Source organism: Halobacterium noricense (assembly GCF_021233435.1).
Lineage (GTDB): Archaea > Halobacteriota > Halobacteria > Halobacteriales > Halobacteriaceae > Halobacterium > Halobacterium noricense.
In genome coordinates this window covers 2,578,294-2,605,274 of the sequence record NZ_CP089468.1, presented here as the reverse complement: position 1 = coordinate 2,605,274, position 26,981 = coordinate 2,578,294, and the positions used below count along the sequence as shown (strand labels likewise).

Here is a 26,981-nt window from a genome sequence, read left to right as displayed (position 1 = left end):
ACTGTGTGAGTGCGTCGAACATTTTACTTAGTCCTCAGTGGTGTAGTTTCGCTGGTGACCGAACGGGTTGTACTTCTCTCCACCGCCTTCATAAAACTTGTTAAAGAATTCCACGTATTCGAGGCGTAGCGCCTGTAAGCCGGCCGATGTGACACCAAGTGCCAGCACGAGCAGGTGCCCGAGCACGAGCACGACGATGCCGGCGAGCACCCCCGCGGTGCCCATGTGAATCAGGCCGGGGAACAGCACTTCGCCCCCGTGAGTGTCGGTGCTGAACAGCATGAAGTGCGTCTCGTTCTCGATGACCGTCGAGAACAGGCCGAACATGTAGTCGACCGTCTCGGGCTCGTCGAGGTGGAGTTCGTAGGCGCCGAACACGAGCAGATTGACGACGTACGCCATGCCCGCCTTCGCGAGCAGGACCGCCGCAATCCGCGTGTAGGAGACGGTGTTGACGAGCGCGTACGTCGGGCTCTCGAGGAACCCGGCGGCGCCCTCGCCGATCGTCACGAGTACGAGGCCGAGCACCGCCGCGGCCAAGCCGACTTGGCCGACGACCGGCGGCAACCCGCCGACGACGCCGGGAATCAGGTCCACAGCACGGTAGAGCAGTTCGGGGCGCGGCCCGCCGCCGGACTGCATGTGCGTGCTGAACAGCCACGCGCCGACTCCTGCCATCAGCAACAGCGGGCCGCCACTCTCCGTGACGGCGGCCTTGACGCCGTGCGAGCGCGCCTCGTTGACGAGCCCGAACACGTAACCGATGGCGAGGTGCGCGATGCCGAACAGGAGACTCGCCGCGAGCCACAGTTCGGCGAACGCGCCGACGTGTAGCCCCTTCTTCAGCGGGGCGTCCGCGAGGCCGAACGCGCCGTGCCACAGGTACTCCGTGACGAGGTGGAGACCGAATATTTCGCCGTACAACACGCCGAACAGGGCCGTGAATCCGCCGGCCCACATGGCGACGCCGCCGAGCTTCGAAATCATCTCGCTGTCGAAACCGCGGTACAGCCAGAAGCCGAGGGCGGCGTACAGGATACCGTACCCGAGGTCACCAATCATGAACCCGTAGAACGCCGGGAACGTTAGGAACAGCACGACCGTCGGGTCGAGTTCCGTGTACTTCGGTCGGTTGATGACCTCGGTCAGCGCCTCGAACGGGTGCGCCACACCGGGGTTGTCTTGGATGACCGGCGGGCTGTCGTCGTCGTCGAATTCGGCGGTCGTCCCGCCGTCCGTCGCGGCCTCCTCCACGTCGTGCCCCTCTTCCACGGGGCCGTGGTGGCCGTGGCCGGACGGCTCGTAGTCCGCCTGTTCGAGTTCCTCGACGGCAGCGTGCTCGCCGACGGCGTCCTGGATGCCCTCGACGAACGTCGCGTACTCGTCGCTGGGAATCCAGCCCTCGGCGACGAACGCGTGCTCGGTGGTCGCGAACTGCAGCGGGACTTCGGCCTTCTGGACGTCGATGGAGAGTTTCTCCTCGGCGGCCAGCAGGAAGCCCGCGTGCTCCACGCGGAGGTCGTCGAGTTCGCTCTCCACGCTGTCGAGTTTCGACTCGATGGTCTCGCGCTCGTGGCGGAGTTCCTCGACGTACGCCTCGGGGCTCCCCTCGGCGTCCGGGACTTCCAGTCGCGCGAACTCCACGCCGACGAGCGCGTCGTCGAGCGCGTCGGGGTCGTCGCTACGCGGGTACGCGAACACCGCGAGCGTATCGTCCCCCTCGAAGAGCTCGAACGCCTCGATGGCTTCCGCGGTCCGGAGTTCGTCGCGGACATCGTCGGCGTTCCCCTCACCGACCGCGACCTGCAGGCTGTCGTAGCCGCCGAGCAGGTCGAGGTCGATGCCGAGGTCCGCGAACGGTTCGACGGCGTCGATGCGCTCCTCGACGTCGCGCAGTTCGTCTTCGAGCTCGCTGTACCGGTCGTCGAGCTCGTTGACTTCGATGCGAATCTCCTCGAGCTCCGTTTCGAGGGCTTCCTCGGTGACGATGCGGGTCGGGCCGGCGTCGGTCTCGTCGATGTCGAGGGTCGACTCCAGCGACCGCACCGTGACGAGCTTCTCGGAGGCGTCGTCGGCACCCTCCATCGGGTCGCCGTTGTCGAACCCCTCGATTTCGCCATCGTAGTCCGAGAGGTGGACGAGATTCAGGTCGTGAATCGTCTCGATGACGTCGTCGATGACGCGCTTCGAGCCCGTCACCGACACCTTGCTCATGCGCTCAGGTCTGAGCATGTACCGCCTCCTCGAACTGTTCGACGGCGTACGCCACCGCGTCCTCCTCGTTCTCGTCCGCGAGGGCTTCGAGCTGCTCGCGCTCGGCTTCGCCCTCTTCGAGGATGCGGTCGCGCTCCGCCTCGGTGTCTTCGCGTGCCGCTTCGAGTTTTTGTTCTTTCAGTTCGCGAGCCTCCTCCTCCGCTTCGTCGCGGATTTCATCGGCCCGCTGCCGGGCTTCGGACAACCGTTCCTCGCGGTCCTCCTCCGCCTCGGCCACGATGTCGTCGGCGTCCGATTCAGCCGATTTGATATCTTCGAGAACCTCTGGCCTTGGCATACACTCTTACCGGGCGGAACTTTGGCCACGGCCTATATGGTAGTTGCGAAGTTCGCGGGCGCTAACGCAAGCTATTATGCGTCCTCGGGCGCAATTCCGGAGTTAATGGGAGTCCTCGAAGACAAGGCGCGCGCCCGCACCTTCTACAAGTACCTCTCGAAGGTGTACGACCGCGTCAACCCGTTCGTGTGGAACGAGGAGATGCGCGACGAGGCGCTCGAACTGCTCGACCTCGACGCCGACGACCGCGTGCTCGACGTGGGCTGTGGCACCGGCTTCGGCACGGAGGGGCTGCTCCGGTACACCGACGACGTCTACGGCCTCGACCAGAGCCGCCACCAGCTCGCGAAGGCACGCGAGAAACTCGGCAAGCACGACCCCGTGGCGTTCCACTACGGCGACGCCGAGCGCCTGCCGTTCGAGGACGACACGTTCGACGCCGTGTGGTCGTCGGGCTCCATCGAGTACTGGCCCAACCCCGTGGAGGGCCTGCGCGAGATCCGGCGCGTACTCAAGCCCGGCGAGTGGACGGTCGTCGTCGGCCCCGACTACCCGAACTCGACGGTGTTCCAGAAGGTCGCGGACGCAATCATGCTGTTCTACGACGAGGCCGAGGCCGACCGGATGTTCGCGGAAGCCGGCTTCGTCGACGTCGAACACCACGTGATGCAGGCGAAACCCGGGAGTCCGCGCGCCATCGTCACGCTCGCGCGAGCGCCCGACGACGAGCAGGCCGACGCATCGGCCTGACTAACGCCCACGTCTCTGATGACGACTACGACGCCGTCTCGACGGTCGTCTCGGCGACGGCGACGACGTGCCCGCCGACGAGTACGCGCACGGTGAGCGTCGCACCTACCCGCAAGTCGGGGCTGTTCGTCCCAGCGACCTGTAGCGACGCAGTTTCGCCTACTGTCCACGACGAGTCCGCAGCGACGTTGAACGGGCCGGCCGGCCCGCCACGGAACCCGCGCGCCGCGAAGTACGGCACGGGCGGCTGGTGCGCCAGCGGCTCGCCGTCGACCGCGACGCGAACGGTCGCACTCCGCGTGTCGAGTGGTTCTCCGGAGAGCAACGTGACCGTGACGCGGCCGTCGCTGGTCGCGTCGGCGTCTACTGCGCGCTGCGGCGGTGGGTCACCGGGGAGTGCGGGCACCGCAGTCGCGACGGCTGCCGCGGCGACGACGGTGACCGCGAGCAGGAGCACGACGGCGACGGGCGCGTAGCCGCGAGCCACGCGCTGTCGTGGTCGCGCTCTCCTACAAGAAGCCTCGGTCGGTTTCGGCCGTCACGGCGACGGTTGCGCGGTCACGTTGACTTCCAGCCTCGCGCCGTCGTGCACCGTCGTGACGTTGTACTCGCCTGCGGGGCTCAACACCCAGAGCCGGCCGTCGTCGCCGGTGTCACCGGCGACCGTCCCGTTCAGTGAGACGGTCGTATCGAGCGGTTCGCCGGCCTCGTTCTCCATCCGCACGAGTAGCGGCCCGCCAGCGTACGTCCGGGACGTGGTCAGCGTCGCGTTGTTCGCGGTGTCGTTCCGTTCGGCGTCCGCGGGGAGCTGTGCGAGCGTCTGCTGGTGGTGTTCCGCGTAGACGCGCTCGGTCGTCGTGTCGATGTACGCCGTGATTTGCCCGTGGCCGTAGTTCGCCCGGTAGTAGAAGGCGTATCCGCCGCGCGTCTCGATACTCGGCGACGTCGAGTGGTTCGCCAACCACGGGTACTGCGCCTGGATGATACCCGGCGCGTCCGAGATGTCGCCGCCGAGGTCGTCCTCAACGTTGTCGGGACGGACGGTCTCACGGACGTACCGCCCGTCGTCGATGGTCGAGAGCATGACGCCGTTGCCGGCAGTCACGTGCACGCGAATCTGCTCACGGTCGCCGTGCACGACGGCTGCGATTCGTTCGCGGACTGGCCCCTCGACCGTCGCCAGTTGCGCGCGGAGCCGGTACACTCGCGTGCCGATTTCCGAGAACCCGTTGTCGTAGGCGTACGAGTACAGCGTTCCCGGGGCGGACGTGCTCCCGAGCATCGAGGAGAGGCTGCTGGCTTCCGCGTGAATCGCACCCAGCGTGCGGACGTACGCCGCGGCGGTCATCTCGCCGTCCCGGTACGCGTCGTTGGCGGCGGTCGCGCGAGCGCGGAGTTCTGCGACGCGTTCGGCGGCCTTGTCGGTGGCGTTCTGGAGGATTTCGCGGCGAGCGGACCGGTTGTCGGCCGCGTCGAGGCGCTGTTCGACCTCGCCGAGCTGGAGGTCGATGGCGAGGTCCGCGTGGCCGGATTCGAGCGTGCTCGTCACGGATGCGTTCGGTTCGTCGTACGACGCTGCGTCAGCCTCCGTGAGGAGGAGCACGTGTGAGGAGCGCTCGGACGTACCGACGACGGGGTCGTCGCTGGGCTCGACGGGCGCAGCGACGCCCCCGCTGGCGGCGAGCGTGGCCGTCGTCGCGACCACGAGGAGGATGGCGGCGAGGAGGGGGCGGACGCGGGACATGAGAACGCGTTCGGCCGCACCCGACAAAAACGATGCGGAGACGACGACCACGGCTGAGTCCCGGCCGGAGCGCCGCCGGTTCACGCGCCGGAACACCCTGTCAGACCGCTGTAACGACTGTGGCTGCGGAATTCGGCCGTGTCGCCGGCGAGGTGGTGGATTCCACGGGATAGAAAATACTTTGCACGAGCGGGGTGGACGGAACTGGTATGCGGCAGGCCGCCCTCCTCGTCGCCGTCGTCTGTCTCCTCGCCGTGCCCGTGGCCGGTGCAGTCGGAGCGCCCGCTCCACAGTCGGCCGCCCTCCAAGAAGATACCGAGCCGGCAGCCTCGGGCGTCGACGTCACCGTCCAGATTCAGTCCGACGGTGCGGCGCGCTGGAACGTCTCCGCGAAGTACCCCCTCGAAGACGCCAACGCCACCGCGGCGTTCGAGCGGCTCCGCGACCGGTTCGAAGCCGGCCAGACGGACAGCGAGTTCTCCGTGGACGTCTTCCGCGCGGTCGTCCCGTCGGTCAGCGACCGGGTGGGTCGGTCGATGGAAATCCGGGACGCCAGCCGGTCCTCGCGCATCGTCGAGGAAGGAAACAACTCCACGGGCGTGCTCACCATCGAATTCACGTGGACGAACTTCTCGCGCGTCGAGGACGAGCGCCTGGTCGTCGACGCGTTCACGACAGGGTGGTTCGGCGACCTCGCGGCGAACCAGACGTTGACGATTCGGACGCCCGACGGCTACGACACCGACCAGATCGAGCCCGGGCCGGACAGCATCGCGAACGGCGCGTACCGGTGGACCGGCCCGCAGACGTTCGGGTCGGGTGAACCGGCCGTCGTGTTCACCGAAGCCAACTCCGTGGTCGGCGTCTCGATGGCCGCGCTCGTCTTCGTCGGTCTCGTCGCCCTCGTCGCGGGCGGCGCGTCCGTGTGGGCGTACTACCGCGGCGAGCCGGCGCTCTCGTGGTTGCGCCGCGTTCGCGATAGCATCCAGAGTAGCAAGCCCGGCGGCGAGGCTTCGCCCGGCGAGCCGACCGGCGAATCCGGCACAGAGACCGAACCGACGGAACCGACCGGTGGCACCGCGGCAGCAACAGCGGGCGAAGCCGCCGAGTCCGAGCCCGAAAACGTCGACCCAGAGCTGTTGAGCGACGAGGAGCGCGTCGAGCGACTGCTGCGCGAGCAGGGCGGCCGGATGAAGCAGTCCGAAATCGTCGAGGAGACGCGGTGGTCGACGGCGAAAGTCTCCCAGCTACTCTCCTCGATGGCCGAGGAGGGCCGCGTCGAGAAGCTCCGCATCGGCCGCGAGAACCTCATCTCGCTGCCCGGCGAGGGCGTCAACGACGCCGTCGACGAGGAGTAACGCTCCCCCTGGAACGCCGGAGAAACTGTTCGTGCGCTCCTCGCGGTTCCGAAAACGTTTACCTCCGCCCCGGAGCACTCACGCACGATGAAGGTTCTCGTCACCGTCAAGGAGGTCGCCACCGTCGAGGACGACTTCGAGATTTCCGGCACGGAAATCGAGGAGCGGTTCCTCGACTACGACCTCAACGAGTGGGATGACTACGCCGTCGAGGAGGCCGTCCAGCTCGCCGAAGCCGGGGATGATGTCGAAGTCGTCGCGGTCACCATCGGCCCCGAGCGGAGCGAGGAGACGATTCGGATGGCGCTGGCGAAAGGTGCCGACCGCGCGGTTCGCGTCTGGGACGACGCCATCGCGGACGTCGAACTGCTCGACGTCGAGACGAAGGCCGAACTGCTCGGCGCTGTCGTCGAGGCGGAGGACCCCGACCTCGTGTTCTCGGGCGTGCAGGCCAACGACGACAGCTTCGGCGCGACCGGCGTGGCACTCGCGGAGACGGTCGGCTTCGAGTGGGCGGCCGTCGTGAACGCCCTCGACACCGAGCACGTCCTCGACGAGGGCGTCGCCTCGCTACGCCGCGAACTCGAAGGCGGCATCGAGGAGCTCACCGACGTCGAACTCCCCGCAGTGCTGGCCATCCAGACGGGTATCAACGAGCCCCGGTACGCCAGCCTCCGCGGCATCCGGCAGGCGCAGTCGAAGGAAATCGACGTGCAGAGTCTCGACGACCTCGGAGTCGGTGCCGACGACGTCGCCAGCAGCCTCGACGTGACGGCGATGTACGAGCCCGAGACCGAGAGCGAGGCCCAGTACCTCGACGGCGACGCCGGCGAGCAGGCCGCGAAGCTCGCTGACGTGCTTACCGAGTTGGGGGTGGTCGGCGAATGACTTCCGTCGCACGCGAGGCGCGCGACGACGTCATCGTTCTCACCGGAGGTGAGAGCCGATGACTGCTGTGCTCGTCGTCGCCGACCACCGCCGCGGCGACCTGCGCGACGTCAGCCTCGAACTGCTCTCGGCGGGCCGCGACCTCGCGGACGCCGCCGGCGGCGACCTCCACGTGGCTGTGATTTCGGGGAACGTCGAGTCGTTCGCCGAGACGCTCAACCGCGAGGGCGTCGACCGGATTCACACAGTCGCGCACGGCGAGGAGTTCAACCACGACGTCTACGTGCAGGCCCTCACCGCGCTCGCCGCCGACCTCGCGCCCGAATTCATCGTGGTGCCCAACAGCGTCAACGGCCTCGACTACGCGCCCGCCGTCGCCACCCGGCTCGACCGTCCGTACGTCTCCGACGCTGTCGGCCTCGACTACGCTGACGGCACGCTCGAAGTCACGCGGGAGATGTACGGATCGAAGGTCGAAACGACCGCCGACGTCGCCGACGGCCCGTTCGCCGTCTCCATCCGCGGCGGCGAGTGGCCGCCTGCGGAGGGCATCGGCGACGCCGAAGTTAGCGAATTCGACGTGGACGTCGACGAGGACGCCGTCCGGTCCAAAGTCAAGGGCTTCGAGGAAGTCGGCGGCGGCGACGTCGACATCAGCGACGCCGACTTCCTCGTCTCCATCGGCCGCGGCATCGAGGAGGAGGAGAACCTCGAACTCGTCGAGAAACTCGCGGAAGTGACCGGTGCGACGCTCTCCTCGTCGCGCCCCATCGTGGACAACGGCTGGCTGCCGAAGAACCGGCAGGTCGGCCAGTCCGGCAAGCAGGTGACCCCGGACGTCTACCTCGCCGTCGGCATCTCCGGCGCGGTCCAGCACGTCGCCGGGATGAAGGGCGCGGACACCATCATCGCGGTGAACACGGACCCGAACGCACCCATCTTCGACATCGCGGACTACGGCATCGTCGGCAACCTCTTCGACGTCGTCCCCGCGCTCATCGAAGCGTTCGGCGGCGAACCACCGAGCGTTTGAGGAGGTCTTGGTAGCGTATCCTTTTGCGACGAGCGGGGCGCTGTGCGCCGCCCTGTTTCCAGTTCTGTCGGACCCGGAGCGACGCGTGCGCGCCGCTGGGCGGGGAATCCCGTCATATATTTCCGCGCGAATCCCCGAGACACGGGTAATGGAGTACGTGGAGGCGCGCCGCGCCGCCATCGAGCAGCGGCTCGCGGAGACCGTTGCGGCCGTGGAGCCGTCGGAGCTCAGCGACGAGCTCGAACACGTCGTGCTCGCGGGCGGCAAGCGCGTGCGCCCGACGCTCACCCTGCTCGTCTGCGAGGCCGCGGGCGGGGACAGCGAGGACGCGATGGGGTTCGCGGTCGGCATCGAACTCGTCCACAACGCCTCCCTCGTCGTCGACGACATCATCGACCAATCCGCGCTCCGCCGCGGGAAGGCCAGCGCGTGGGCGGCGTTCGACCACGGCCCCGCGCTCGTCGCCTCGAACGGCCTGCTCGGGGAGGCGTTCGCGCTGTTCTCCCGCGACCCCCGCGCGATGGAGTGCGTGACCGACGCGCTCGTCGAACTCGGTGAGGGCGAAGCCATCGAGCTGGTCGACCGCCCGGAGACCGAGGAGGAGTACATGGAACTCGCGCGCCGGAAGACCGGCGCGCTGTTCCGCGCCGCCGCCGAACTCGGCGCGGTCGCGGCGGACGCCGACGGTCGCTCGATAGAGGCGCTGGGTGAGTACGCCGAGCGCGTCGGCGTCGCGTTCCAGATTCGGGACGACGTCCTCGACGCCACCGCGGAGAGCGAGGCGCTCGGGAAGCCCGCGGGCATCGACGAGGAGCTGGACCGCCCGAGCATCGTGCGCGTCACCGACCGGTCTCCCGCGGAGTTGAACGCGCTCGCCGAGCGCGAGAGCGAGCGCGCGATGGACGCCCTCGACAGCCTTGACCTGCCGGCCGGCGAAGCCTACGACTACTTGGAGTACCTCGCGGAGTTCGTCGTCTCGCGGGAAGCCTAGGCGGCGTCCGGGCCGCCCTTCCGGTCGGCGCGCCACGACTCGACGACCGCGAACGTCAGCGTCGAGAGCACGCTCACCAGCGTCCCGGCCGTGAGCACCGCGGCGAGTTCGGTGAGCGTGACGTAGCCGAGGAAGAACGCCGACAGCATGTGCAGGACGGCTGCGATAGAGAGCACGTAGAACGGCGCGTTCAGGTACCGCCAGCGGAACCGCTCGGCGAGGTACTCGTCCGTGACTTGCCCGAGGCTCGTGGTGAGCCCGGCTGCCGCGAACCACCGGACCGCGCCGTACGTGAGTGCCGCGACGACTGTCGACGGTGCGAGCGACCCGGCCGCGCTCTCCCGGACGGTCGCGAGTTCGTTCATCCCCTCGACGCTGCCGATGACCAGCAGGGCGGCCGCGACGACGTACGTGATGAGCGTCACGCGGCCCGTGTACAGCCCCGAGCGCACGCGCTCGACCGCGGCGTCCACGGTGGATTCGAGGCCGAGCCCGCGGAATAGCGCGTACAGTCCGACCGCTGCCGATGAGACGCCCAGGACTGCGCCCGGCAGCCCGAGCACGTCCGCGAGCACCGCCAGCGGGTAGATGAGCAGGAGGATGCCCAGCGGCACCAGCAGCGTCCCGCGGGTCTCGGGGTCGTTCATCACCTGCTTGAGCGTGTAGTACATCGACTCCAAGTCCTGGGCCTGGCGCACGACGACGCGCTTGACGGCGTCGATGGGCACCCGCGAGCGGATGACTGGGACGACGGACTCGTCCTGTGCGCCGTCCGTGACGACCACCGCGCGAACGGGGTCGTCGCTCTGGATGCTCGCCAGTACTTCGTCGACTTCGCGGCCGACCTTCCGGTTGGCGGCGACGTCCCCGCGTTCGAGACCCGTGACGGCGGCGACCTCTACCTCCTCGTCGGTGCTGTACTGGTCGTGGAGGTGGACGCCCTCGAAGAGGACGTTCACGTCGCTGTCCTCGGGGTCGGCCTCCGCCAGCGACACCGCGGCGTGCTCGACCTCGTTGCGCCCGACCACCGGCGTCGGCACGCCGGTCTTCCGGCCGAGGTCGTCGTCGAGGTCCACGCACAGCACGAGCAGCATTCGCTGGAAGGTACGGGAGGGCGGTATAACTGCTTTCGGGAGCCCACACCGAGTCGGACGTCCGTCCAGTTGGATTCGCACAGTTTTTCAGCCCTCGGGGAGTAGAGGTGTTCCAACGAATGATTTCGAAGGGCTGCGAGCAGTGCGCGAAGGGCGGCAAGATGGTGCTCTTCGTCTACGGGTACTGCGACCAGCGCGACTGCTTCTACTGCCCGCTGGGCGAGAACCGGAAGAACGTCCAGCAGGTGTACGCCAACGAGCGTCCCGTCGAGGACGACGAGGACATCGTCCAGGAAGCGAAGCTGATGGACGCACTCGGCACCTCGATTACGGGCGGCGAGCCTCAGGAAGTGCTGGACCGCACGTGCCGGTACCTCCGCCTGCTGAAAGACGAGTTCGGCGAGGACCACCACACGCACCTATACACGGGCATCACGGGCGGCCGCGAGAACATGCGCCGACTCAGCGAGGCCGGCCTCGACGAGATTCGCTTCCACCCGCCGTACGAGCAGTGGGGCGACCTCCACGGCACCGAGTGGGAGGAGATTCTGTACATCGCGCGCGAGGAGGGCCTGACGCCCGCATTCGAGATTCCCGGCATCCGCGCCGAGGAGGAGTTCCTCGACTTCCTCGACGAGGGCGCTGCCGACTTCTGCAACGTCAACGAGTTCGAGATGAGCGACGGCAACTACGAGCGCATGCAGGACGCCGGCTACGAGCTCCAGGAGGACCACATGAGCGCCGTCGACGGCTCGAAGGACGCCATCCTCGAGGAGATGGCCGACCACGAGAAGGTGTACTTCTGTACGAGCGTCTTCAAGGACGCCGCCCAGCACCGCTCGCGGCTCAAGCGGATGGCGCGGAACGTCCGCCGGGAGTTCGACGACGTCACCGAGGACGGCACGCTCGTCTACGGGAAGACGACCGTCACCCCTCAACGCATCCGGGAACTCGGCGTCCCCGAGGAGTTCTACACGGTGAAGTCCAGCCACGTCGAGGTCGCGTGGTGGATTCTCGAAGAGATGATCGAGGAGGGCGACATCGACAGCGGCGAAATCGTCGAGCAGTACCCGACGTACGACGGGCAAGTGGTAGAGCGGACGCCGCTCGCCTGAGTGGAGCATTCGCGCCGGAGGCACGATTCGCTCGTCCGAGCGCAGCGAGGACGAGGTGTTTTTCGTCCAGGGTTTTGCCGCGAGAGGTGCCTGCAGCGGAGCGAGGACACCCGAGCGGGAAAACGGTGGGTCTGACCAGTACCCAACGTACGACGGGCAAGTGGTCGAACGGACGCCGCTGGCGTAGAGCGGTTTTTTAGCGTCCTGCTGAACGGAGTGAAGCAGGGCTCGGGAGACCGCTGGTCTCCCGGCGTAGATTTTTGCGGCGCGAACATCGTGAGCGCCGGAAAAAGGTACAGCGGTAGCAGCGGCCGGCTCGCGCTTCAGGTCGAAATCGGGTCGCGGTGCCAGCCGGGGTCGTGGCCCGTCTGCTCGATGAGGTCCGAGCGGCAGGCCGGGCAGAAGTCGGGGACGTCCGAGTCGCTTCGGGGAACGTACACCGCGCCGCCACACTCCACGCACGCGTCGTCGACGACGGTCGCACAGTCCGCGCAGACGTTGAAGTCGTCAACTGTGAGGTCGCGCAGGGGTTCGAGTTGTTTGTCCAAGACGTACTCGTCGATGACCGTCTGACAGTTTTGGCACGGTTTCATGGCGATGCATCTTGGCCCATGTGACCGAGTAACAAGTACCTGTCCCTGCCGGCGAAAAGGCGACTGTCGACGAACATCTACACCAACAAAGACAAGCATCCGCGAGCGAGCGGCTCGAAGAGTCCGAGCGAAGCGGTTCACCGAGCGCGAACACAGTGAGCGCTCGGGCCGACGACTGAGCGGAACGAAGTGGAGCGAAGGAGGAGTGCTTTTTCCGCAAGTTTTTGCAAGCCGAGCGGGACCGAAGGTCCCGCTGGCCGTGCGAACGGGCGCTACGCGCCCGTGAGCAGACGAGCGGCCGGAGGCCGCGAGCGCAGGAAAAAGTGCGTTCTAGACGCCCGTGCCGTACCGCAGCAGCCCGGCAATCCCACCGAAGGCGGTGAGCAGTTGTTCGCCTTTCTCGAAGTCGGTGGAGATGAAGTGGGTGTCCGTGCCGCGGTTGTCCGCGATTTCCATGAGGTGGTCGATGGCGTCGCCGCGTTCGACGACTTCGGCGTCTTCGCCGCACTCCGTGCACGTGTGCTCGGGGGTGTCGGCGCGCTGGTTGAGGAGTTCGCGTTCCTCGTGGCCGTTGGGGCACTCGTAGGTGACGACGTCCTTGCGGAGGTCCTCGGAGATGAGCAGGGTCTCGACGGAGCCCATGACGAGGTTCTTGCGCGTGGGTTCGAAGCCGTAGGTGGCGAGGTCGCCGCCGTTGAGCTCCTTGAAGAACTCCTCCATGTCGGACTTGTCGTCCATCAGGTCGGCTTCCGCGAGCGTGTCCTGGGCGCGGTCGACCAGCTCCTTCAGGCCGGATTCGTCCGTGTAGGAGACGTCGAATTTCCCGAGCACGGAGTCCTGGAGTTCGTGGTGGAGGTAGTCGCCGTCGAGGAACTCGTCCTTCGTCGGGGAGGGGCCGCCGACGAGGATGCCGTCGATTTCGTGGCGTTTCGGGACGAAGAGGTCGTCGGCCATCCCGGCGACCTCCTGGTAGAAGTTGTCGATGGCTTCCAGCCGGAGGCGGGCGAACCGCTGTGCGGACTGGCCACCCTTGCGCTGTTTGCCGGGGACGAGGCTGCTCGCTGACTTGACGGCCTCGATGCGTTTGCCCTTCAGCCAGCCGACGTTGGCTTCGCGGCGGTCGAGGACGATGAGCCCGTAGAGGCCCTTGTCACCGAGCATCTCGGCTAAGGGCTCGGTGAGGAACGCGTCGTCGCAGTGGTAGCGGAACGACTCGATGGGCTGGGGCGGCGATTCGAGCACCTCAGTCACCATGTCCGTGCGGCCGCCGCCGGTGTCGACGGCGCCAGAGAAGACGACGAGGCCGTTGTCCGGCGGGAACGTGTCGTAGTACCGGAGACGGTCCTTGATGGACTTGAGTGCGTCCTGGACGTTCGTCCGGGTCTGCTTGGACTTGATGTTGGAGGCTTCGGAGTGTTCCTGCGTGACGTGGGCGACGACGTCCGAAATCTGCTTGTCCGGGGGGATGTAGATGGTCACCAGCTGGGTGCCGCTCCCGGTGTAGTCCTTCAGGTCCTCGATGACCTTCTGGAACTCGTACTTTCGGCGGTCCTCGGACGGTGCGCCCTCCTGCTCGCTCATTACCCGAAGATAGCCGTCGTGCGCGTAAGTAACCTTTGACCTCCGGGGGTGGCGGGAGAACGCGCCGGCTTGCTGGCCGGCTGTCGAGGCGTTCGAGCCCTCGAATCCCGCCCAACGCTTTAAGGGCCACTCTGTGTACCCGGGAGTATGACTGGACGCGTGTTCGCCGTCGCCTCCGGGAAGGGCGGCGTCGGCAAGACGACGACTGCCGTGAATCTCGCGGCGGTGATGGCGGAAGCCGACCGCTCGGTCGTGCTCGTGGACTACGACCTCGGGATGTCGAACGTCGGCGCTGTCCTCGACGTGGAGCCAGCGGAGGCGACGCTCCACGACGTGCTCGCGGGGGACGCGGACACGCTGGACGCCGTCGCAGAGGCACCCGGGGAGTTCGACGCGATGGTCGGCGGCACGCACATCGAGGACTTCGGGCGCGCGGACCCCTCGAAGCTCCGCGAGGTCGCCGAGGACCTCCGCGCGGAGTACGACGTCACCATCGTGGACACGGGCGGCGGCCTCAGCCACGACACGACCGTGCCGCTCGGGCTCGCCGACGACGTCCTGCTCGTGTCGACGCCACAGGTCGCCGCGCTGGAGAACACGAAGAAAACCCTCGAACTCGCGGAGCGCGTCGGCGGCGACGTCACGGGCTTGATTCTGACGCGCGTCGGCGGGTCGGCCGTGGACGTCGACGAGGCCGTCGAGCGCATCGACGCGCCGCTGCTCGGGACGATTCCCGAGGACGGCGCGGTCGCCGACAGCGAGGAGGCCGGCGAGCCGCTGGTCGTCTACGCGCCGGAGAACCCGGCCGCGCAGTCGTACCGCGAACTCGGCTACGAGCTGCTCGGCGAGTCGCCGCCCGTCTCGTTCCGCGACGGCGAGGCGGAGGGCGAGGTGTCCGCAGGCGCGGCGTTCGCGGAAGTCGCCGGCGACGAGGAGGAGCCCGAGCGCCGGTCGCTGCTCTCGCGGCTGACGGGCGGCCGGCTCGGCTGAACGGGAAGAATTAAGCGAACACGGCCGCCGAGTGTCGACTATGACAAACGAGAACTCCGTCTCGACCGGCTGGCTGCTGGTCTACGTCGTGGTCGCGCTGCTCGTCATCTACGGCTCGCTGGTGTACGTCGGCGCGCTGTAACTGCTTTTTCGCCTACATCGACTCGGGCGCTTCGATGCCGAGCACGTCCAGCGCGTTCGCCAGCGTGTGCCGCGCGGCGTTCACGAGCGCGAGGCGCGCGGCCGCGACGTCGTCGTCGACGTCCTCACTGAGGACGTGCCGGGAGCGGTAGAACCCGTTGAACGTGTCTACGAACTCGCGCGCGAACGTTGCAATCTGGTGCGGTTCGCGGTCCGCCGCGGCTTCCTCGACGACGCCCGGGAACCGCGCGATAGCCTTCAGCAGGTCGCGCTCCTCGGGCGTGTCCAGCAGACCGGCGTCCAGTTCGGGTTCGAGGTCGCCGGCTTCCGCCGCGATGCCGCAGGCGCGGGCGTGGGCGTACTGGACGTAGGGCGCGCTCTGCCCCTCGAAGTCGAGGGCGTCCTCCCAGTCGAACGTAATCGCCTTCGTGGGCTGCTTGGAGACGATGTCGTAGCGCACCGCGCCGATGCCGACCTGCCGGGCGATGCGTTCGACGTCCTCGTCGGTGAGGTCGTCGCCGCGGATGCGGTCGTCCAGCCGGGAGCGGACGGCGTCCTCGGCGCGCGCGACCGCCTCGTCGAGGAGGTCGTCCATGTCCACGCCCGTGCCCTGGCGGGTGCTCATCGACTCGCCGCCCGGGAGGTTCACCCACGCGTAGAACACTTCTTCGAGCTGGTCGGTGTCGTTGCCGAGGATGTCCAGCGCGGCGTTGAGTTTGTTCGCGTGGAGTTCCTGGTCCTCGCCGAGCACGGTGATGGCCTGGTCGAAGGTGTCGAACTTCCACTCGTGGTGGGCGAGGTCGCGGGTGGTGTACAGCGTGGTGTCGTCCGAGCGCAGGAAGACGAACGACTGCTCGATGTCCCACTCCTCGAGGTCGAGCTGCCACGCGTCCTCCTCCTCGTAGGCGTACTCGGAGTCCTGGAGACGTTCGACGACCTCGTGCGTGGAGCTGTCCCGGAGGAACCGCGTCTCCTTGACGAACTCGTCGAAGGTCGCGGGGAGGCGGTCGAGGGTCTGTTTCATCCCGCCGAGCACCTGGTCGACGACCTCGCCGACGCGCTCGTAGGTCTCCTCGTCGCCGGCGTCCAGCCCTTCGATGATGGACGCGATTTCGGCTTCGGCTTCCTCGACGGCCTCGGGGTCGCCCTCCTCTAAGAACTCGTTGCCCTTCCGGTAGTAGCGCACGAGTTCGTAGTCGGGTTTCTCGCGTTCGGGCTCGGGAAGGTCACTCTCGTCGAAGTTCTCGTACGCCCACGTGAACACGGCCATCTGGCGGCCGGCGTCGTTGACGTAGTACTCGCGGGTGACGTCGTAGCCGGCGTAGTCGAGAACGCGCGCGAGCGCGTCGCCGAGAATCGGGTTGCGGGCGCGGCCGACGTGGACCGGGCCCGTCGGGTTCGCGCTCGTGTGCTCGACGACGACCGACGTGTCGGTGTCGGGGAGCCGGCCCCACTCCGTCTCCTGTGCGTCTTCGAGCGTCCCCTCGAAGTACGCTTCGCTGGGCGTGAAGTTCACGTACGGCCCCTGCGTGGACGCGCTCTCGACGTACTCCGCGTCGGAGAGGTCGACGGCGTCGGCGATTTCGGCGGCGACCTCCGGCGGCGGTGCCTGCGCCTCGCCGGCGAGTCGGAACGCCACGCTGGACGCGAGCACGGCGGGCACGTCCGCGGGCGGTTCCTCGATGCCGAGGTCCTCGGTCGGGTAGCCGAGGTCGTCGAGCGCGGCGTCGAGGGCCGCCTCGACTTCCCGGCGGAAAGCGATGAACATGCTCGCTCGTTCGACGCGACGGCTAAAGGGATTTCCGAAGCGGGCGAGCGGACGCGGGTCGCTGGCTGGCTGCGCCGACGCTTCCCGACTGCAACACCTCGGATAGTTAGAAAATTATGGATAGATTCGGAATATTAGTTCGATTTTGTTCGTGAATACACTTATTCGGTTTTCTTTGTTAGGAGACAGCCAGTATGTACATTTTTCATTCGATTCGTCGGTGCAACCGGTGACGTGAGATGGCAGAACACACGACCTCCCGACGGACGTTCCTGAAAGTAGCCGGCGGTGCCGCCGCAGTCGCCGTCGGCGGCGGCGCGGCCGCGACGCAGGTGACCGCACAGAGCAGTAGCACGTGGGCCGAGGTGTCGTCGCCGACGTCGAAGTCGATAACGGCGGTCGTCCAGACCGCCGACGGCCCGCACGCCATCGGCTCCAGCGGGAACATCCTCGCGCGCGCCGACAGCCAGTGGCAGCTCGTCGTGGACAGCGGCCCGGACGCGTCGAACAACCCGCTCAACGACGTCGCCGTCACCAGCGACGGCGAGCGCATCTGGTTCGCGGGCGGCTCCGGCGCGATGGGCGCCTACGACGTCATGACGGGGAAGAAACACGACTACACGGCTCCCGACGGGAAGACGAGCACGTGGGAGGCCATCGCGACGACGGGCACCATCGACCGCGAGCACGTCATCGTCGCGAACGGCTCCGGGGAGACGCTCCACGGACTCTTCGAGCAGAACGACCAGGGCGCGTACTGCATGCAGTGGGGGACCGTCACCAAGCCCGCGGGCGGGTCGACCATCCCGGGCGTCGCGTTCTCCCGCGGCAGCAGCGACACCGCCTACGGCATCAGCACCAGCCAGGCCGCCTTCGAGAGCACCGACTTCAACAGCACGTGGACGCAAATCGGCGTCTCGAACGCCAACGAGTCGTTCTACGACGTGCTCGGCGACGACGAGACGGTGTACGTCTCCGCGGGCGGCGGCACCATCTACCGCTACGACTGTGGCTGTCAGCGGTGGACGCCCATCGACGTCGGCGAGAACGCGCTCCAGGGCCTCGACCGCGTCGCGCCGGACAAGCCGGTGCTGGCGGCAGGCAACGGCGGCTACGTCTACGAGCGCACGTCCAACGGCTGGCAGGAGTACGACACGCCGGTCGGCTCGGACATCTACGACGTCGCGTACGGCGGCGACACGGACCCGGACGTCGCGGTCGGCTCCAGCGGCACGATTCTCGAACGCTAACTCCGAATTGGGCGCCGAACGCCACGTTTTTCCACGCGCTCGCCGAATCCCGGGGTATGCCCAAGCAGGTGGACGACCCGGACTACCACCACGACAACCACACCGCCGCCCAGACCTGCGGGTGGACGGCGAACTCCCTGCGCGGCGAGGGCACCTGTTACAAGCACGCGTTCTATGGCATCCGCTCGCACCGCTGCATCCAGATGACGCCCGTGGTGCGGTGCAACGAGCGCTGCGTGTTCTGCTGGCGCGACCACGCCGGCCACACGTACGAACTCGACGGCGTGGAGTGGGACGACCCGGAAGCGGTGGTGGACGCTTCCATCGAACTTCAGAAGAAACTGCTCTCGGGGTTCGGCGGCAACGACGACGTCCCGAGAGAACGCTTCGAGGAGGCGATGGACCCGCGCCACGTCGCCATCTCGTTGGACGGCGAACCGACGCTGTACCCGTACCTCCCGGAACTGCTCGAGGAGTTCCACGACCGCGGCCTGACGACGTTCCTCGTCTCGAACGGGACGCGTCCCGAAGTCCTCGCGGAGTGCGACCCGACGCAGTTGTACGTCTCCGTTGATGCCCCCGAGCGCGCGACGTTCGACGACGTGGTGGGCGCGACGGAGGACGACGCGTGGGAGAAGCTCGTGGACACGATGGACGTGCTCCACGACAAAGACGAGACGCGGACCGTGCTGCGGACGACGCTGGTCGGCGGCGAGAACATGCAGAACCCGGACTGGTACGCGGGCTTCTTCGACCGCGCGGACCCCGACTTCGTGGAACTGAAGGCGTACATGCACGTCGGCGACTCGCGGGACCGCCTCGACCGCGACGCGATGCCGAACCACGAGGACGTCCTGGAGTTCGCCCGCGAGGTCCAAGCGCACATGCCCGAACACACGGTGCTGCGCGACCAGGAGGTCTCGCGGGTGGCGCTGCTCGCCCGCGAGCAGGACACGTGGGTGCCGAAGCTCCGCGCGGACTCGGAGTTCTGGGCGGGCTCGACGGCGGACTGACGCGCTCTCACTTTCGGGACGCGTTCCACTTCCGGTATTCTTATGCGGCGCGCGCCCGAATCTGACGGCATGTCGCAAGCAACGGGCACGCGCGAGGTCGGGTTCGACGAGCTCGCCGTGCTGAAGCTGCTCGCGCTCGACGGCGCGCGCCGCGGCGAAGTCAAGGTCTCCTGCGGGGACCTCGCGGGCCGCCTCGACGCCTCCAACCAGACCGCCTCCCGCCGCCTCCAGGCGCTGGAGGACGCCGGGCTCGTCCAGCGGGACCTCGTCAACGACGGCCAGTGGGTCGCCATCACCGACGACGGCGAGCGCACGCTCGAACGCGAGTACGAGGACTACCGCCGCATCTTCGAGGACGCCGGCGAACTCGCCCTCGCGGGGACGGTCACCAGCGGGATGGGCGAGGGCCGTCACTACATCAGCCTCCCCGGCTACATGCGCCAGTTCGAGGAGAAACTCGGCTACGAGCCGTACCTCGGCACGCTCAACGTCGAACTCACCGACGAGAGCCAGCGCGCCCGCTCCGCGCTGGAGGCGATGGACGGCGTGCGCATCGAGGGCTGGGAGGACGAGGAGCGCACCTACGGCCCGGCGACGTGCTACCACGCGACCGTCGAGAACGACGACGACGGCTCGTTCTCCCCGGCGCACGTCATCGTCCCGGACCGCACCCACCACGACGAGACGCAGGCCGAGCTCATCGCGCCGGAGAAGCTCCGCGAGGAACTCGGCTTGCTCGACGGCGACGAGGTGACTGTTCGTGTCGAAGAGCAGTAACGCCACCCGCGTCGAGCGCGCCATCGCAGCGTTCTGCGCCGGCGAGCCCGTGCTCGTCCACGACGCCGCCGACCGCGAGGGCGAGGTCGACCTCGTCTACCCCGCCGAGTCGGTGACGCCCGACGACGTCGCCCGCCTCCGCAACGACGCCGGGGGTCTCATCTGCGTCGCGCTCGGCGAGGACGCCGCGGACGCCTTCGACCTCCCGTTCCTCGGCGACGTCATCGACCACCCGGCCGCCGACCACGGCCACCTCGGCTACGACGACCGCTCGTCGTTCTCGCTGCCCGTGAACCACCGCGACACCTACACGGGCATCACGGACGAGGACCGCGCGCTCACCATCACGGAACTCGGGAAGGCGGCTGCGGAGCCCGCGAGCGTGGACTTCGCGACGGAGTTCCGCGCGCCCGGCCACGTCCACGTGTTGCGCGCCGCGCCGTCGCTGTCCCACCGGAAGGGCCACACGGAACTCGCGGTCGCGCTCGCCGAGGAAGCCGGCGTCGCGCCCGCCGCGGTCGTCTGCGAGATGCTCGACGACGAGACCGGCGAAGCGCTCTCGGTCGCGGACGCGAAGGCGTACGCCGACCGCGAGGGCCTCGTCTACGTGGAAGGCAGCGACCTGCTGGCGGCGTTCAGCGGGTAACGTCGACGTTCTTCTGACTCTCGTCCCTCACCGCACCCCAGTGGATGTTCGTGGCTGTCAATCCTTCCTAACGATACGTCCGTAGTTTTATCACTAGCTATTCTGTAGTATCGTCCGATGGCAGAGTACGGAATTCTCGCGTTAGCCCCACCGCTGTTGGCCATCGCGCTCGCGATGACCACGCGCCAGGTGCTGGTGTCGTTGTTCGCCGGCGTCTGGGTCGGGGCGCTCGTCGTCGAACAGTGGAACCCAATCGCGGCGACCGCGCTCACGATGGAGTGGTTCGTGGAGGTCGTACGGTCGCCGTTCGACACGAAGTTCATCATCCTCATCCTCTTCATGGGTGCGGGGGCCGCGTTCATCTACCGCTCGGGCGGGATTCTCGCGCTCGAACGCTGGATCGGCCACCGCGTCAGCACCGCCCGCGAGTCACAGATCCTGACGTGGCTGGTCGGCGTGTTCATCTTCTTCGACTCGTACACGAGCACCGTCGTCACCGGCAACGCCACCCGCGAACTCTCCCAAGAGAACCGCTCCTCGCGGGAGATGCACGCCTACGTTCTCGACTCCACGACGTCGCCCGTGACGACGTTCGGGCCGGTGTCGAACTGGATCGGCTACCAGGTGTCGATGATTATCGCGGGCTTCGAGGCCGCCCGGGTTTCCGCCGCCGAACTCGGGACGACGCCGTTCGGCCTGTTCCTCCAGTCGATTCCGTGGAACATCTACTGCTTCATGGCGTTCTTCATGGTCGGGTTCATCGCGCTCACCCAGCGGTTCTTCGGCCCGATGCTGGACGCCGAGTGGCGCGCCCGCACCACGGGGAAGACGATTCGCGACGACGCCACGCCGTTGTCTGACGTCTCCAACGACGTCGGCGAACCCAGCGAGAAGAACCCCTCGCTCGTGAACTTCTTTGTGCCCGTCGTCGCGCTGCTTGTCGTCGGCCTCGTCTCGATGTGGTATCTCGGTGGCGGCCACCAGCCCGGCGTCGACGTCGCCACCGCGTTCCAAGAGACCGACGTCGCGATGGGGCTGCTCTACGGCGCGTTCGCGTTCATGCTCACTGGGTTCGTCGGGTCGCTGGCGTACGGCACGATGGACCTCGACGAGGCCAGCGACACCATCGTCGACGGCTTCAAGACGATGAACATCGCGCTCGCCATCATCGTGCTGGCGTGGGCTATCGGCCTCGCCGCCGAGCGCGTCGGCACCGCGCAGTTCATCGTCGACACGATGGTCGGTAGTGGCGTCCCCGGAAGCTTCCTTCCGCTCATCGTCTTCGTCGCCGCGATGCTCGTCGCGTTCACGACGGGAACGTCGTGGGGGACGATGGCAATTCTGACGCCGCTGTCGATTCCCTTGGGCTACCAGCTCGTCGGACCGTCCGTGCTCCCGGTACTGATCGGCGTGCTGTTCGGCGGCGCTATCTGGGGTGACCACTCCTCGCCTATCAGCGACACCACGGTGATGTCCTCGATTTTCGCGGGGTCGGACCACATCGACCACGTGAACACCCAGATTCCGTTCGCTGCGACCGCCGCGGGCGCGACCATCGTCGTCCTCGTGTTGTACGGGTTCGGCCTGCAGTCGGCGTACGTCGCGCTTCCGCTCGCCGGCGTGCTCACCGTCGTCGCGGTGCTCGCACTGAACAAACTCGACGCCCGCCGGAAGGGGCTACCCGAGGTGATGCCGTCCGCGTCCGAGGTTGATGCCGACGACGTCGAGCGCGTCGCGCGCGGCGAACCGTCTACAGTGAGCGCGAGCCACGACTTCGTTTCGCTCGTGCCGCTGGTCGCCGTGGTCGTCGTCGGCGCGTACCTGCTGCTCGTGTTCGCGTTCGCGACACTCGGCGGCTAAGGCCGAAAAACGAGGTTTTCTCAGTCGTCCGCGACGGCTGCGGCGTCGGTCGGTTTTCCCCTCTGCGTGTAGCCGTGACCGGTCAACGCCATCGCGAACAGCACGACCGGCGAGAGGATGCCGAAGAAGTAGAACGGCACCCACCACCACGAGATAGCGCCCGGGGCGCTGTAGAGCGCGCTCGTCATGAAGACAGCGCCGGCGTGCCACGGGAAGAACGGCCCGGTCGGGGTGCCGGCGGCCTCGACGGCCCGCGAGAGGTCTGTCTCGGGGAGGTCGTACTCCTCGTAGAGGTTCCGGAGGCTGAGCCCCGGAACGACGATGCTCATGTACTGCTGGGCGGAGAAGGCGTTGGTCACGATGGCGGCGAGGCCGGTACCGGCGACCAGCGAGCCCGGCGACCAGACGGCGGTCGTGAGGTGGTGGGCGAGCGTCGCGAGCACGCCCGTGCCTTCGAGCAGGCCGCCGAGGGCGAGCGCGGCGACGACCACGGCGATAGTCCACGCCGAGCCCGCGATGCCGCCGGCGGTCAGGAGGCTGTTGACGAGGTCGCTGCCGGTGGCGGGGGCGGTGCCGTTGAGGAAGATGTCCCACGCGGCGGTGAAGCTCGCGCCCTGCGCGACGACGGTGGTGAGCGCGCCCGCGAAGATGCCCGCGATCAGCGAGGGCAGCGGCGGGTAGCCGCGGACCGCGAGTCCGAACGTCACCACGAGCGGCAGGAACACGAGCGGTCCGAGCGCGTACGAGTCCGCGAGCGGCCCGCTGATGGCGGCGATGTCGGCGCTCCCGCCCTCGATGAAGTACACGCCGAGGACGGCGTACGCGACCACGGAGAGCCCGAATGCGATGGCGGTGCCGTTCCGCATCGCCTTGATGTGCTCGTAGAGGTCGGCGTTGGTGACGGCGGCCGCGAGGTTCGTGGTGTCCGAGAGGGGACTCTGCTTGTCGCCGGCGTACGCGCCGGAGACGATGGCACCCGCGGTCATCGCCAGCGGGACGCCGAGCCCCTCGCCGATGCCGACGAACGCGACACCGAGCGTCCCCACGGTCGTCCACGAAGAACCGATGGCGAACGCGACGATGGCCGCGAGTACGGCGGTCACGGGCAAGAAGACTATCGGCGTGAGCGTGCCGAGGCCGTAGTACATCAGGCCGGGGATAGTGCCGGCGCTAATCCACGTGGCGATGAGCCCGTAGATGACGAACAGGATGAGAATCGCCTGCAGGCCCATGCGAAGGCCGGAGGTGGCGGCGTCGTAGACGCCGTCCCAGTCGTAGCCGAGCTGGTAGCGCGCGAACAGTCCCGTGAAGGCGATACTCCAGAGGAGGGGGGCGTGTGGCGCGAGGCCGAGGTAGCCGGAGCCGACGCCGAGCGCGACGACGACGGCGAGAATCGGCACGAGCGCCTCGACGAGGCTCGGGCGGCGAGCCTCGTCGATGTCCTCGTACGTGAGGGGTGCGTGGTCGCTCATCGACCAAATGTAATACTCTACGGTAATTAAGCATCTCGGTTGAATTATCCTCGGACATTCGCGCCGGTTTTCGAACTCACCGGCAACGACTGCCCGTAGCCGGCACTCGTGGTTTTATGATACGGCCCACCCTTCCCGGGAGTATGAGCGGATTCGACGACATGGACGTCGACACCATCTGGATGAACGGCGAGTTCGTGGACTGGGAGGACGCCACGACCCACGTGCTCACGCACGCGCTGCACTACGGCAGCGGCGTCTTCGAGGGCGTCCGCGCGTACGATACCGACAACGGCCCCGCGCTGTTCCGGTGGGAGGAACACCTCGACCGCCTGTTCGCGTCCGCGAAGCCCTACGACCTCGACATCGACTTCACGCGCGAGGAGCTCACCGAGGCGGCCGTGGAACTGCTCGACCGCCAGGACCTCGCGTCGTGTTACGTCCGCCCCATCGCGTACTTCGGCTACGACTCGCTGGGCGTCTCCCCGAAGGACTGCCCGACCGATGTCGCCGTCGCCGCGTGGCCGTGGGGGACGTACCTCGGCGAGGAAGCGCTCGAAGAGGGCGTCGAAGTGATGGTCTCCTCGTGGCGCAAGCACGCCTCCAGCCAGATTCCGACCAACGCCAAGACTACCGGCCTCTACGTCAACTCCATGCTCGCCGGCGAGGAAGCCCGGCGCAACGGCTTCACCGAAGCCATCGTCCTCAACAAGGAGGGCAACGTCGCCGAAGGCCCCGGCGAGAACCTCTTCCTCGTGCGCGACGGCGAGATTTTCACGCCCGGGCTCTCCGAGAGCATCCTCGACGGCATCACCCGCGACACGGTCATCACGCTCGCCGAGGAACGCGGCTACACCGTCCACGACAACGTCTCCATCTCGCGGGGCGAACTCAACACCGCCGACGAACTGTTCTTCACCGGCTCCGCCGCGGAAGTCACGCCCATCCGGCAGGTCGACAACGTCGAAATCGGTTCCGGGACGCGTGGCCCCGTCACCGAGGAACTCCAGCAGGCGTTCTTCGACGTCGTCGAGACGGGCGACCGCGCGGAGTGGTTCCACTACGTCTGACTACTCGTCGTCGGTGAACTGCTCCGGGACGTCGCGCTCGTTCTCCCCGAACCCTGCTGACAACACCCGCGTGAGCGCGTCCTCCGTGGACTCCTCGACTTCGATGATGTCCTCGGGTTCGAGTTCCATCACGAACCCCGACGTGATGTTCGGCGCGGTCGGCATGAACACCACCTCGCGGCCGTCGGTGGTCGTCTTCCCCGTCTTGAACGCGGTGAGGCGCATCCCGTCCCACGGTTCGACCTTCACGGGCTTCTGGAACTCGTCGGCCCCGCCGGACAGCACCGTCTCGACGGCCATCTTCGAGGCGTTGTAGACGATGCGCAGCCCCGGCAGCCGGTTGATGAGGTCGTCCAGGACTTCCTCGGCGAACGTACCGAGCGCGGTCCGCATCAGGTAGCCCACCGAGAACACCAACAACACGAAGATGACGACCGTCAGGCTGACCGCCACGACGGGGTCGTCGACGTTCGTCGCCAGCAGCGAGAACCGCGCGATGAGCGAGAACAGCCAGTAGAGCACGTACAGCGTGACCAGAATCGGTGCGAGCACGATGAGCCCGCTCGCGAAGTCCCGCTTCCACGAGGTCATACCGGGTTCCACTGAGCGCCGACGTATAGGGATTTCGAGACGACCGCCCTATCGCCCCAGAACCGCCCGCAGCGCGAACAACAGGTTCTCCTTGCGCTCCATCGCGCGCCGATAGAAGTACGAGAACCACTTGTCGCCGTACGGCACGTACTGGTAGACGTCGACGCCGTCGGCCGCGAGGTCGACCTGCGCGTCGTCCCGGACGCCCATCAGCATCTGGACCTCGTAGTCGGTGCCGTACTCGTCGTGGAGGTCGCGGGCGTGCGCTATCATCTCCGGGTCGTGGCTGCCCACGGCGACGCCGCCCTCGAACTCCCGGAACATGTACTCCAGGTAGTCGCGGTACGCCTGGTTCACGCGCTCCTTGCGCTTGTACGCAATCGACTTCGGTTCGTCGTAGGCTCCTTTCACGAGTCGGACTTTTCCGGGGAGGGCCGCGAGGCGTTCGAGGTCCGCCTCGGTGCGCTTGAGGTTCGCTTGGATGCAGACACCGACCCGGCCACCGTACTCCGTCGTGAGGTCTTCGTAGGCGTTCAGCGTGGCGTCCGTCGTCTCGTGATCCTCCATGTCCACCCACGTGAACACGTCGTGCTCGTCGGCGACCTCGACGATGCCCGCGAGGTTCTCGGCGAACACGTCATCGCCGACGTCCAGCCCGATTTGGGAGGGTTTCACCGAGATGCAGGCGTCCACGCCGCTCTTCGAGATGTCGCACACGAGGTCCTCGTACGCCGCGGCGTCCTCGTCCGCGGGCGGCCGCTCCGCGTAGTGCTCGCCCAGGAGGTTCAGGATGGCGGCGACGCCGCGAGCGTTCAGCGACTCGGCGTGCTCGATGGCCTCCGCGGGCGTCTCACCCGCGACGAAGTCACTCGCGATGGGCGGTATCATACCCGAATCTGCGGCGTCACGTCCCTTAAGCGACGCGCCTCCCCCGGCCGAACCCGCGGGTTTTTCCGCCGGCCGCGTCCACCCCCACGCATGGGTCTGGTAGCGACGGTCGCGACTGCGGTCTGGGTGATGCTGCCGGCGTACGTGCCGAACAACGCCGCGGTGCTGGCGGGCGGCGGCCGCCCCATCGACGGCGGCCGCACGTGGGACGGCAAGCGCGTGCTCGGCGACGGGAAGACGTGGCGCGGCACCGCCGTCGGCGTGCTCGCCGGCGTCGCGCTCGCGTTCGTCCTGAACGCCGTCGAACCGGCCGCCAGCGACGCGCTCGGCGTCACACTCCCGACGTTCCCGCCCGCCGCGATGGTCGCGCTCCCCGCCGGCGCGATACTCGGCGACATCCTCGCCTCCTTCCTCAAGCGCCGCACCGGCCGCGAACGCGGCGCTGCCTTCCCCCTCCTCGACCAACTCGACTTCGTCGTCGTCGCGCTCGCGCTCGCCGCCATCGCCGCCCCCGACTGGTTCGGTGCCACCTTCACCCTCGACGTCGTCGTCGCCATCCTCGTGCTCACCCCCCTGCTCCACGTCGTCACCAACGGCATCGCATATCTTCTGGGACTGAAGAACGAGCCATACTAATCCACTTTTTCCTGCGCTCGGCGCGCGAAGCGCGCCTCGCTTGCAAAAACTTGGGGAAAAAGCACTCCTCCTTCGGTCCGCTTCGCGTCCCTCAGTCGTCGACCTGCGCTCCCTTCGGTCGCGCAGTGAACCGCTTCGCTCGGGTTCTGCGAACCACTCACTCGCGGATGCTCCACCACAT

Annotated in this window: 25 protein-coding genes; 14 read left to right on the top strand and 11 right to left on the bottom strand. The window is 67.5% G+C overall.

The features are described from left to right. Positions 1 to 27: 27 nt before the first annotated feature. Both LT974_RS13970 and ahaH read right to left on the bottom strand, forming a co-directional pair. Positions 28 to 2,232, bottom strand: coding sequence for a V-type ATP synthase subunit I (locus tag LT974_RS13970; protein ID WP_232588237.1), 2,205 nt, complete (start codon positions 2,230 to 2,232; stop codon positions 28 to 30). Next, positions 2,219 to 2,551 carry an ATP synthase archaeal subunit H gene (ahaH, locus tag LT974_RS13965; RefSeq protein WP_232588236.1) on the bottom strand — a complete coding sequence of 111 codons (333 nt, stop codon included), beginning with the start codon at positions 2,549 to 2,551 and terminating at the stop codon, positions 2,219 to 2,221. Before ahaH ends, LT974_RS13970 begins: the two co-directional genes overlap by 14 nt. 105 nt (positions 2,552 to 2,656) lie before the next feature. Between ahaH and LT974_RS13960 the strand changes: the two genes are divergently transcribed. After that, positions 2,657 to 3,301: a methyltransferase domain-containing protein gene (locus LT974_RS13960; protein WP_232588235.1), complete on the top strand. Its 645-nt coding sequence runs from the start codon at positions 2,657 to 2,659 to the stop codon at positions 3,299 to 3,301. A gap of 25 nt (positions 3,302 to 3,326) precedes the next feature. Here LT974_RS13960 and LT974_RS13955 read toward each other — a convergent pair whose 3' ends face one another. Next, positions 3,327 to 3,788, bottom strand: a complete 462-nt coding sequence (locus LT974_RS13955) for a type IV pilin (protein WP_232588234.1) — start codon at positions 3,786 to 3,788, stop codon at positions 3,327 to 3,329. A 51-nt stretch (positions 3,789 to 3,839) separates the two neighbouring features. Beyond that, entirely contained in the window at positions 3,840 to 5,045 is a 1,206-nt protein-coding gene (locus LT974_RS13950) for a DUF7094 domain-containing protein (RefSeq protein WP_232588233.1), read from the bottom strand. A 209-nt stretch (positions 5,046 to 5,254) separates the two neighbouring features. Between LT974_RS13950 and LT974_RS13945 the strand changes: the two genes are divergently transcribed. The 4 genes from LT974_RS13945 (at position 5,255) to LT974_RS13930 (ending at position 9,315) form a co-directional block, all read left to right on the top strand. Next, positions 5,255 to 6,403 (top strand): helix-turn-helix transcriptional regulator, encoded by a 1,149-nt coding sequence (locus LT974_RS13945; RefSeq protein ID WP_232588232.1) that lies wholly within the window; start codon positions 5,255 to 5,257, stop codon positions 6,401 to 6,403. Positions 6,404 to 6,490: 87 nt separating this feature from the next. Further along, a complete protein-coding gene (locus tag LT974_RS13940; RefSeq protein ID WP_232588231.1) occupies positions 6,491 to 7,291 on the top strand; it encodes an electron transfer flavoprotein subunit beta/FixA family protein in 801 nt (266 codons plus the stop codon). Positions 7,292 to 7,349: 58 nt separating this feature from the next. Beyond that, a complete protein-coding gene (locus tag LT974_RS13935) occupies positions 7,350 to 8,324 on the top strand; it encodes an electron transfer flavoprotein subunit alpha/FixB family protein (RefSeq protein ID WP_232588230.1) in 975 nt (324 codons plus the stop codon). 148 nt (positions 8,325 to 8,472) lie between these two features. Beyond that, the gene (locus tag LT974_RS13930) at positions 8,473 to 9,315 is read left to right on the top strand and encodes a polyprenyl synthetase family protein (RefSeq protein ID WP_232588229.1); all 843 of its coding nucleotides are present in this window, start codon (positions 8,473 to 8,475) and stop codon (positions 9,313 to 9,315) included. On the opposite strand, the gene LT974_RS13925 is transcribed toward LT974_RS13930, so the two are convergent. Then, entirely contained in the window at positions 9,312 to 10,409 is a 1,098-nt protein-coding gene (locus tag LT974_RS13925; protein ID WP_232588228.1) for a DUF373 family protein, read from the bottom strand. The genes LT974_RS13930 and LT974_RS13925 overlap by 4 nt on opposite strands. Before the next feature lie 119 nt (positions 10,410 to 10,528). Between LT974_RS13925 and LT974_RS13920 the strand changes: the two genes are divergently transcribed. Continuing rightward, a complete protein-coding gene (locus LT974_RS13920) occupies positions 10,529 to 11,524 on the top strand; it encodes a radical SAM protein (RefSeq protein ID WP_232588227.1) in 996 nt (331 codons plus the stop codon). Positions 11,525 to 11,847: 323 nt separating this feature from the next. Here the strand turns inward: LT974_RS13920 and LT974_RS13915 are convergent, their stop codons facing one another. Both LT974_RS13915 and prf1 read right to left on the bottom strand, forming a co-directional pair. Continuing rightward, positions 11,848 to 12,117, bottom strand: coding sequence for a DUF7571 family protein (locus LT974_RS13915; protein WP_230891807.1), 270 nt, complete (start codon positions 12,115 to 12,117; stop codon positions 11,848 to 11,850). Between the two features lie 330 nt (positions 12,118 to 12,447). Then, complete coding sequence (prf1, locus tag LT974_RS13910; RefSeq protein ID WP_232588226.1) at positions 12,448 to 13,698, bottom strand: peptide chain release factor aRF-1; 1,251 nt, start codon at positions 13,696 to 13,698, stop codon at positions 12,448 to 12,450. Positions 13,699 to 13,845: 147 nt separating this feature from the next. Between prf1 and LT974_RS13905 the strand changes: the two genes are divergently transcribed. Then, entirely contained in the window at positions 13,846 to 14,688 is an 843-nt protein-coding gene (locus LT974_RS13905) for a MinD/ParA family ATP-binding protein (protein WP_232588225.1), read from the top strand. Between the two features lie 154 nt (positions 14,689 to 14,842). Here the strand turns inward: LT974_RS13905 and argS are convergent, their stop codons facing one another. Continuing rightward, positions 14,843 to 16,597 (bottom strand): arginine--tRNA ligase, encoded by a 1,755-nt coding sequence (gene argS, locus LT974_RS13900; RefSeq protein WP_232588224.1) that lies wholly within the window; start codon positions 16,595 to 16,597, stop codon positions 14,843 to 14,845. A 239-nt stretch (positions 16,598 to 16,836) separates the two neighbouring features. On the opposite strand from argS, the gene LT974_RS13895 reads away from it, so the two are divergent. The 5 genes from LT974_RS13895 to LT974_RS13875 all read left to right on the top strand — a co-directional run bounded on the left by LT974_RS13895 (position 16,837) and on the right by LT974_RS13875 (position 22,143). After that, positions 16,837 to 17,847: a WD40/YVTN/BNR-like repeat-containing protein gene (locus tag LT974_RS13895; RefSeq protein ID WP_232588223.1), complete on the top strand. Its 1,011-nt coding sequence runs from the start codon at positions 16,837 to 16,839 to the stop codon at positions 17,845 to 17,847. Between the two features lie 56 nt (positions 17,848 to 17,903). Then, positions 17,904 to 18,860 carry a 4-demethylwyosine synthase TYW1 gene (gene twy1 / locus LT974_RS13890; protein WP_232588222.1) on the top strand — a complete coding sequence of 319 codons (957 nt, stop codon included), beginning with the start codon at positions 17,904 to 17,906 and terminating at the stop codon, positions 18,858 to 18,860. Positions 18,861 to 18,929: 69 nt separating this feature from the next. After that, entirely contained in the window at positions 18,930 to 19,637 is a 708-nt protein-coding gene (locus LT974_RS13885) for a CTP-dependent riboflavin kinase (protein WP_232588221.1), read from the top strand. Further along, positions 19,621 to 20,283, top strand: a complete 663-nt coding sequence (gene ribB / locus LT974_RS13880) for a 3,4-dihydroxy-2-butanone-4-phosphate synthase (RefSeq protein WP_232588220.1) — start codon at positions 19,621 to 19,623, stop codon at positions 20,281 to 20,283. Before LT974_RS13885 ends, ribB begins: the two co-directional genes overlap by 17 nt. A gap of 174 nt (positions 20,284 to 20,457) precedes the next feature. After that, positions 20,458 to 22,143, top strand: coding sequence for a Na+/H+ antiporter NhaC family protein (locus LT974_RS13875; protein ID WP_408611725.1), 1,686 nt, complete (start codon positions 20,458 to 20,460; stop codon positions 22,141 to 22,143). A gap of 20 nt (positions 22,144 to 22,163) precedes the next feature. Here the strand turns inward: LT974_RS13875 and arcD are convergent, their stop codons facing one another. Next, positions 22,164 to 23,615 (bottom strand): arginine/ornithine antiporter ArcD, encoded by a 1,452-nt coding sequence (gene arcD / locus LT974_RS13870; RefSeq protein WP_232588218.1) that lies wholly within the window; start codon positions 23,613 to 23,615, stop codon positions 22,164 to 22,166. Between the two features lie 143 nt (positions 23,616 to 23,758). Between arcD and LT974_RS13865 the strand changes: the two genes are divergently transcribed. Beyond that, the gene (locus LT974_RS13865) at positions 23,759 to 24,685 is read left to right on the top strand and encodes a branched-chain amino acid transaminase (RefSeq protein WP_232588217.1); all 927 of its coding nucleotides are present in this window, start codon (positions 23,759 to 23,761) and stop codon (positions 24,683 to 24,685) included. Here LT974_RS13865 and LT974_RS13860 read toward each other — a convergent pair whose 3' ends face one another. Further along, positions 24,686 to 25,276 carry a DUF502 domain-containing protein gene (locus LT974_RS13860; protein WP_232588216.1) on the bottom strand — a complete coding sequence of 197 codons (591 nt, stop codon included), beginning with the start codon at positions 25,274 to 25,276 and terminating at the stop codon, positions 24,686 to 24,688. Positions 25,277 to 25,324: 48 nt separating this feature from the next. Beyond that, the gene (locus tag LT974_RS13855; protein WP_232588215.1) at positions 25,325 to 26,164 is read right to left on the bottom strand and encodes a proline dehydrogenase family protein; all 840 of its coding nucleotides are present in this window, start codon (positions 26,162 to 26,164) and stop codon (positions 25,325 to 25,327) included. A gap of 90 nt (positions 26,165 to 26,254) precedes the next feature. Between LT974_RS13855 and LT974_RS13850 the strand changes: the two genes are divergently transcribed. Continuing rightward, positions 26,255 to 26,800, top strand: coding sequence for a CDP-2,3-bis-(O-geranylgeranyl)-sn-glycerol synthase (locus tag LT974_RS13850; RefSeq protein WP_232588214.1), 546 nt, complete (start codon positions 26,255 to 26,257; stop codon positions 26,798 to 26,800). The last annotated feature ends 181 nt before the right edge of the window (positions 26,801 to 26,981 follow it).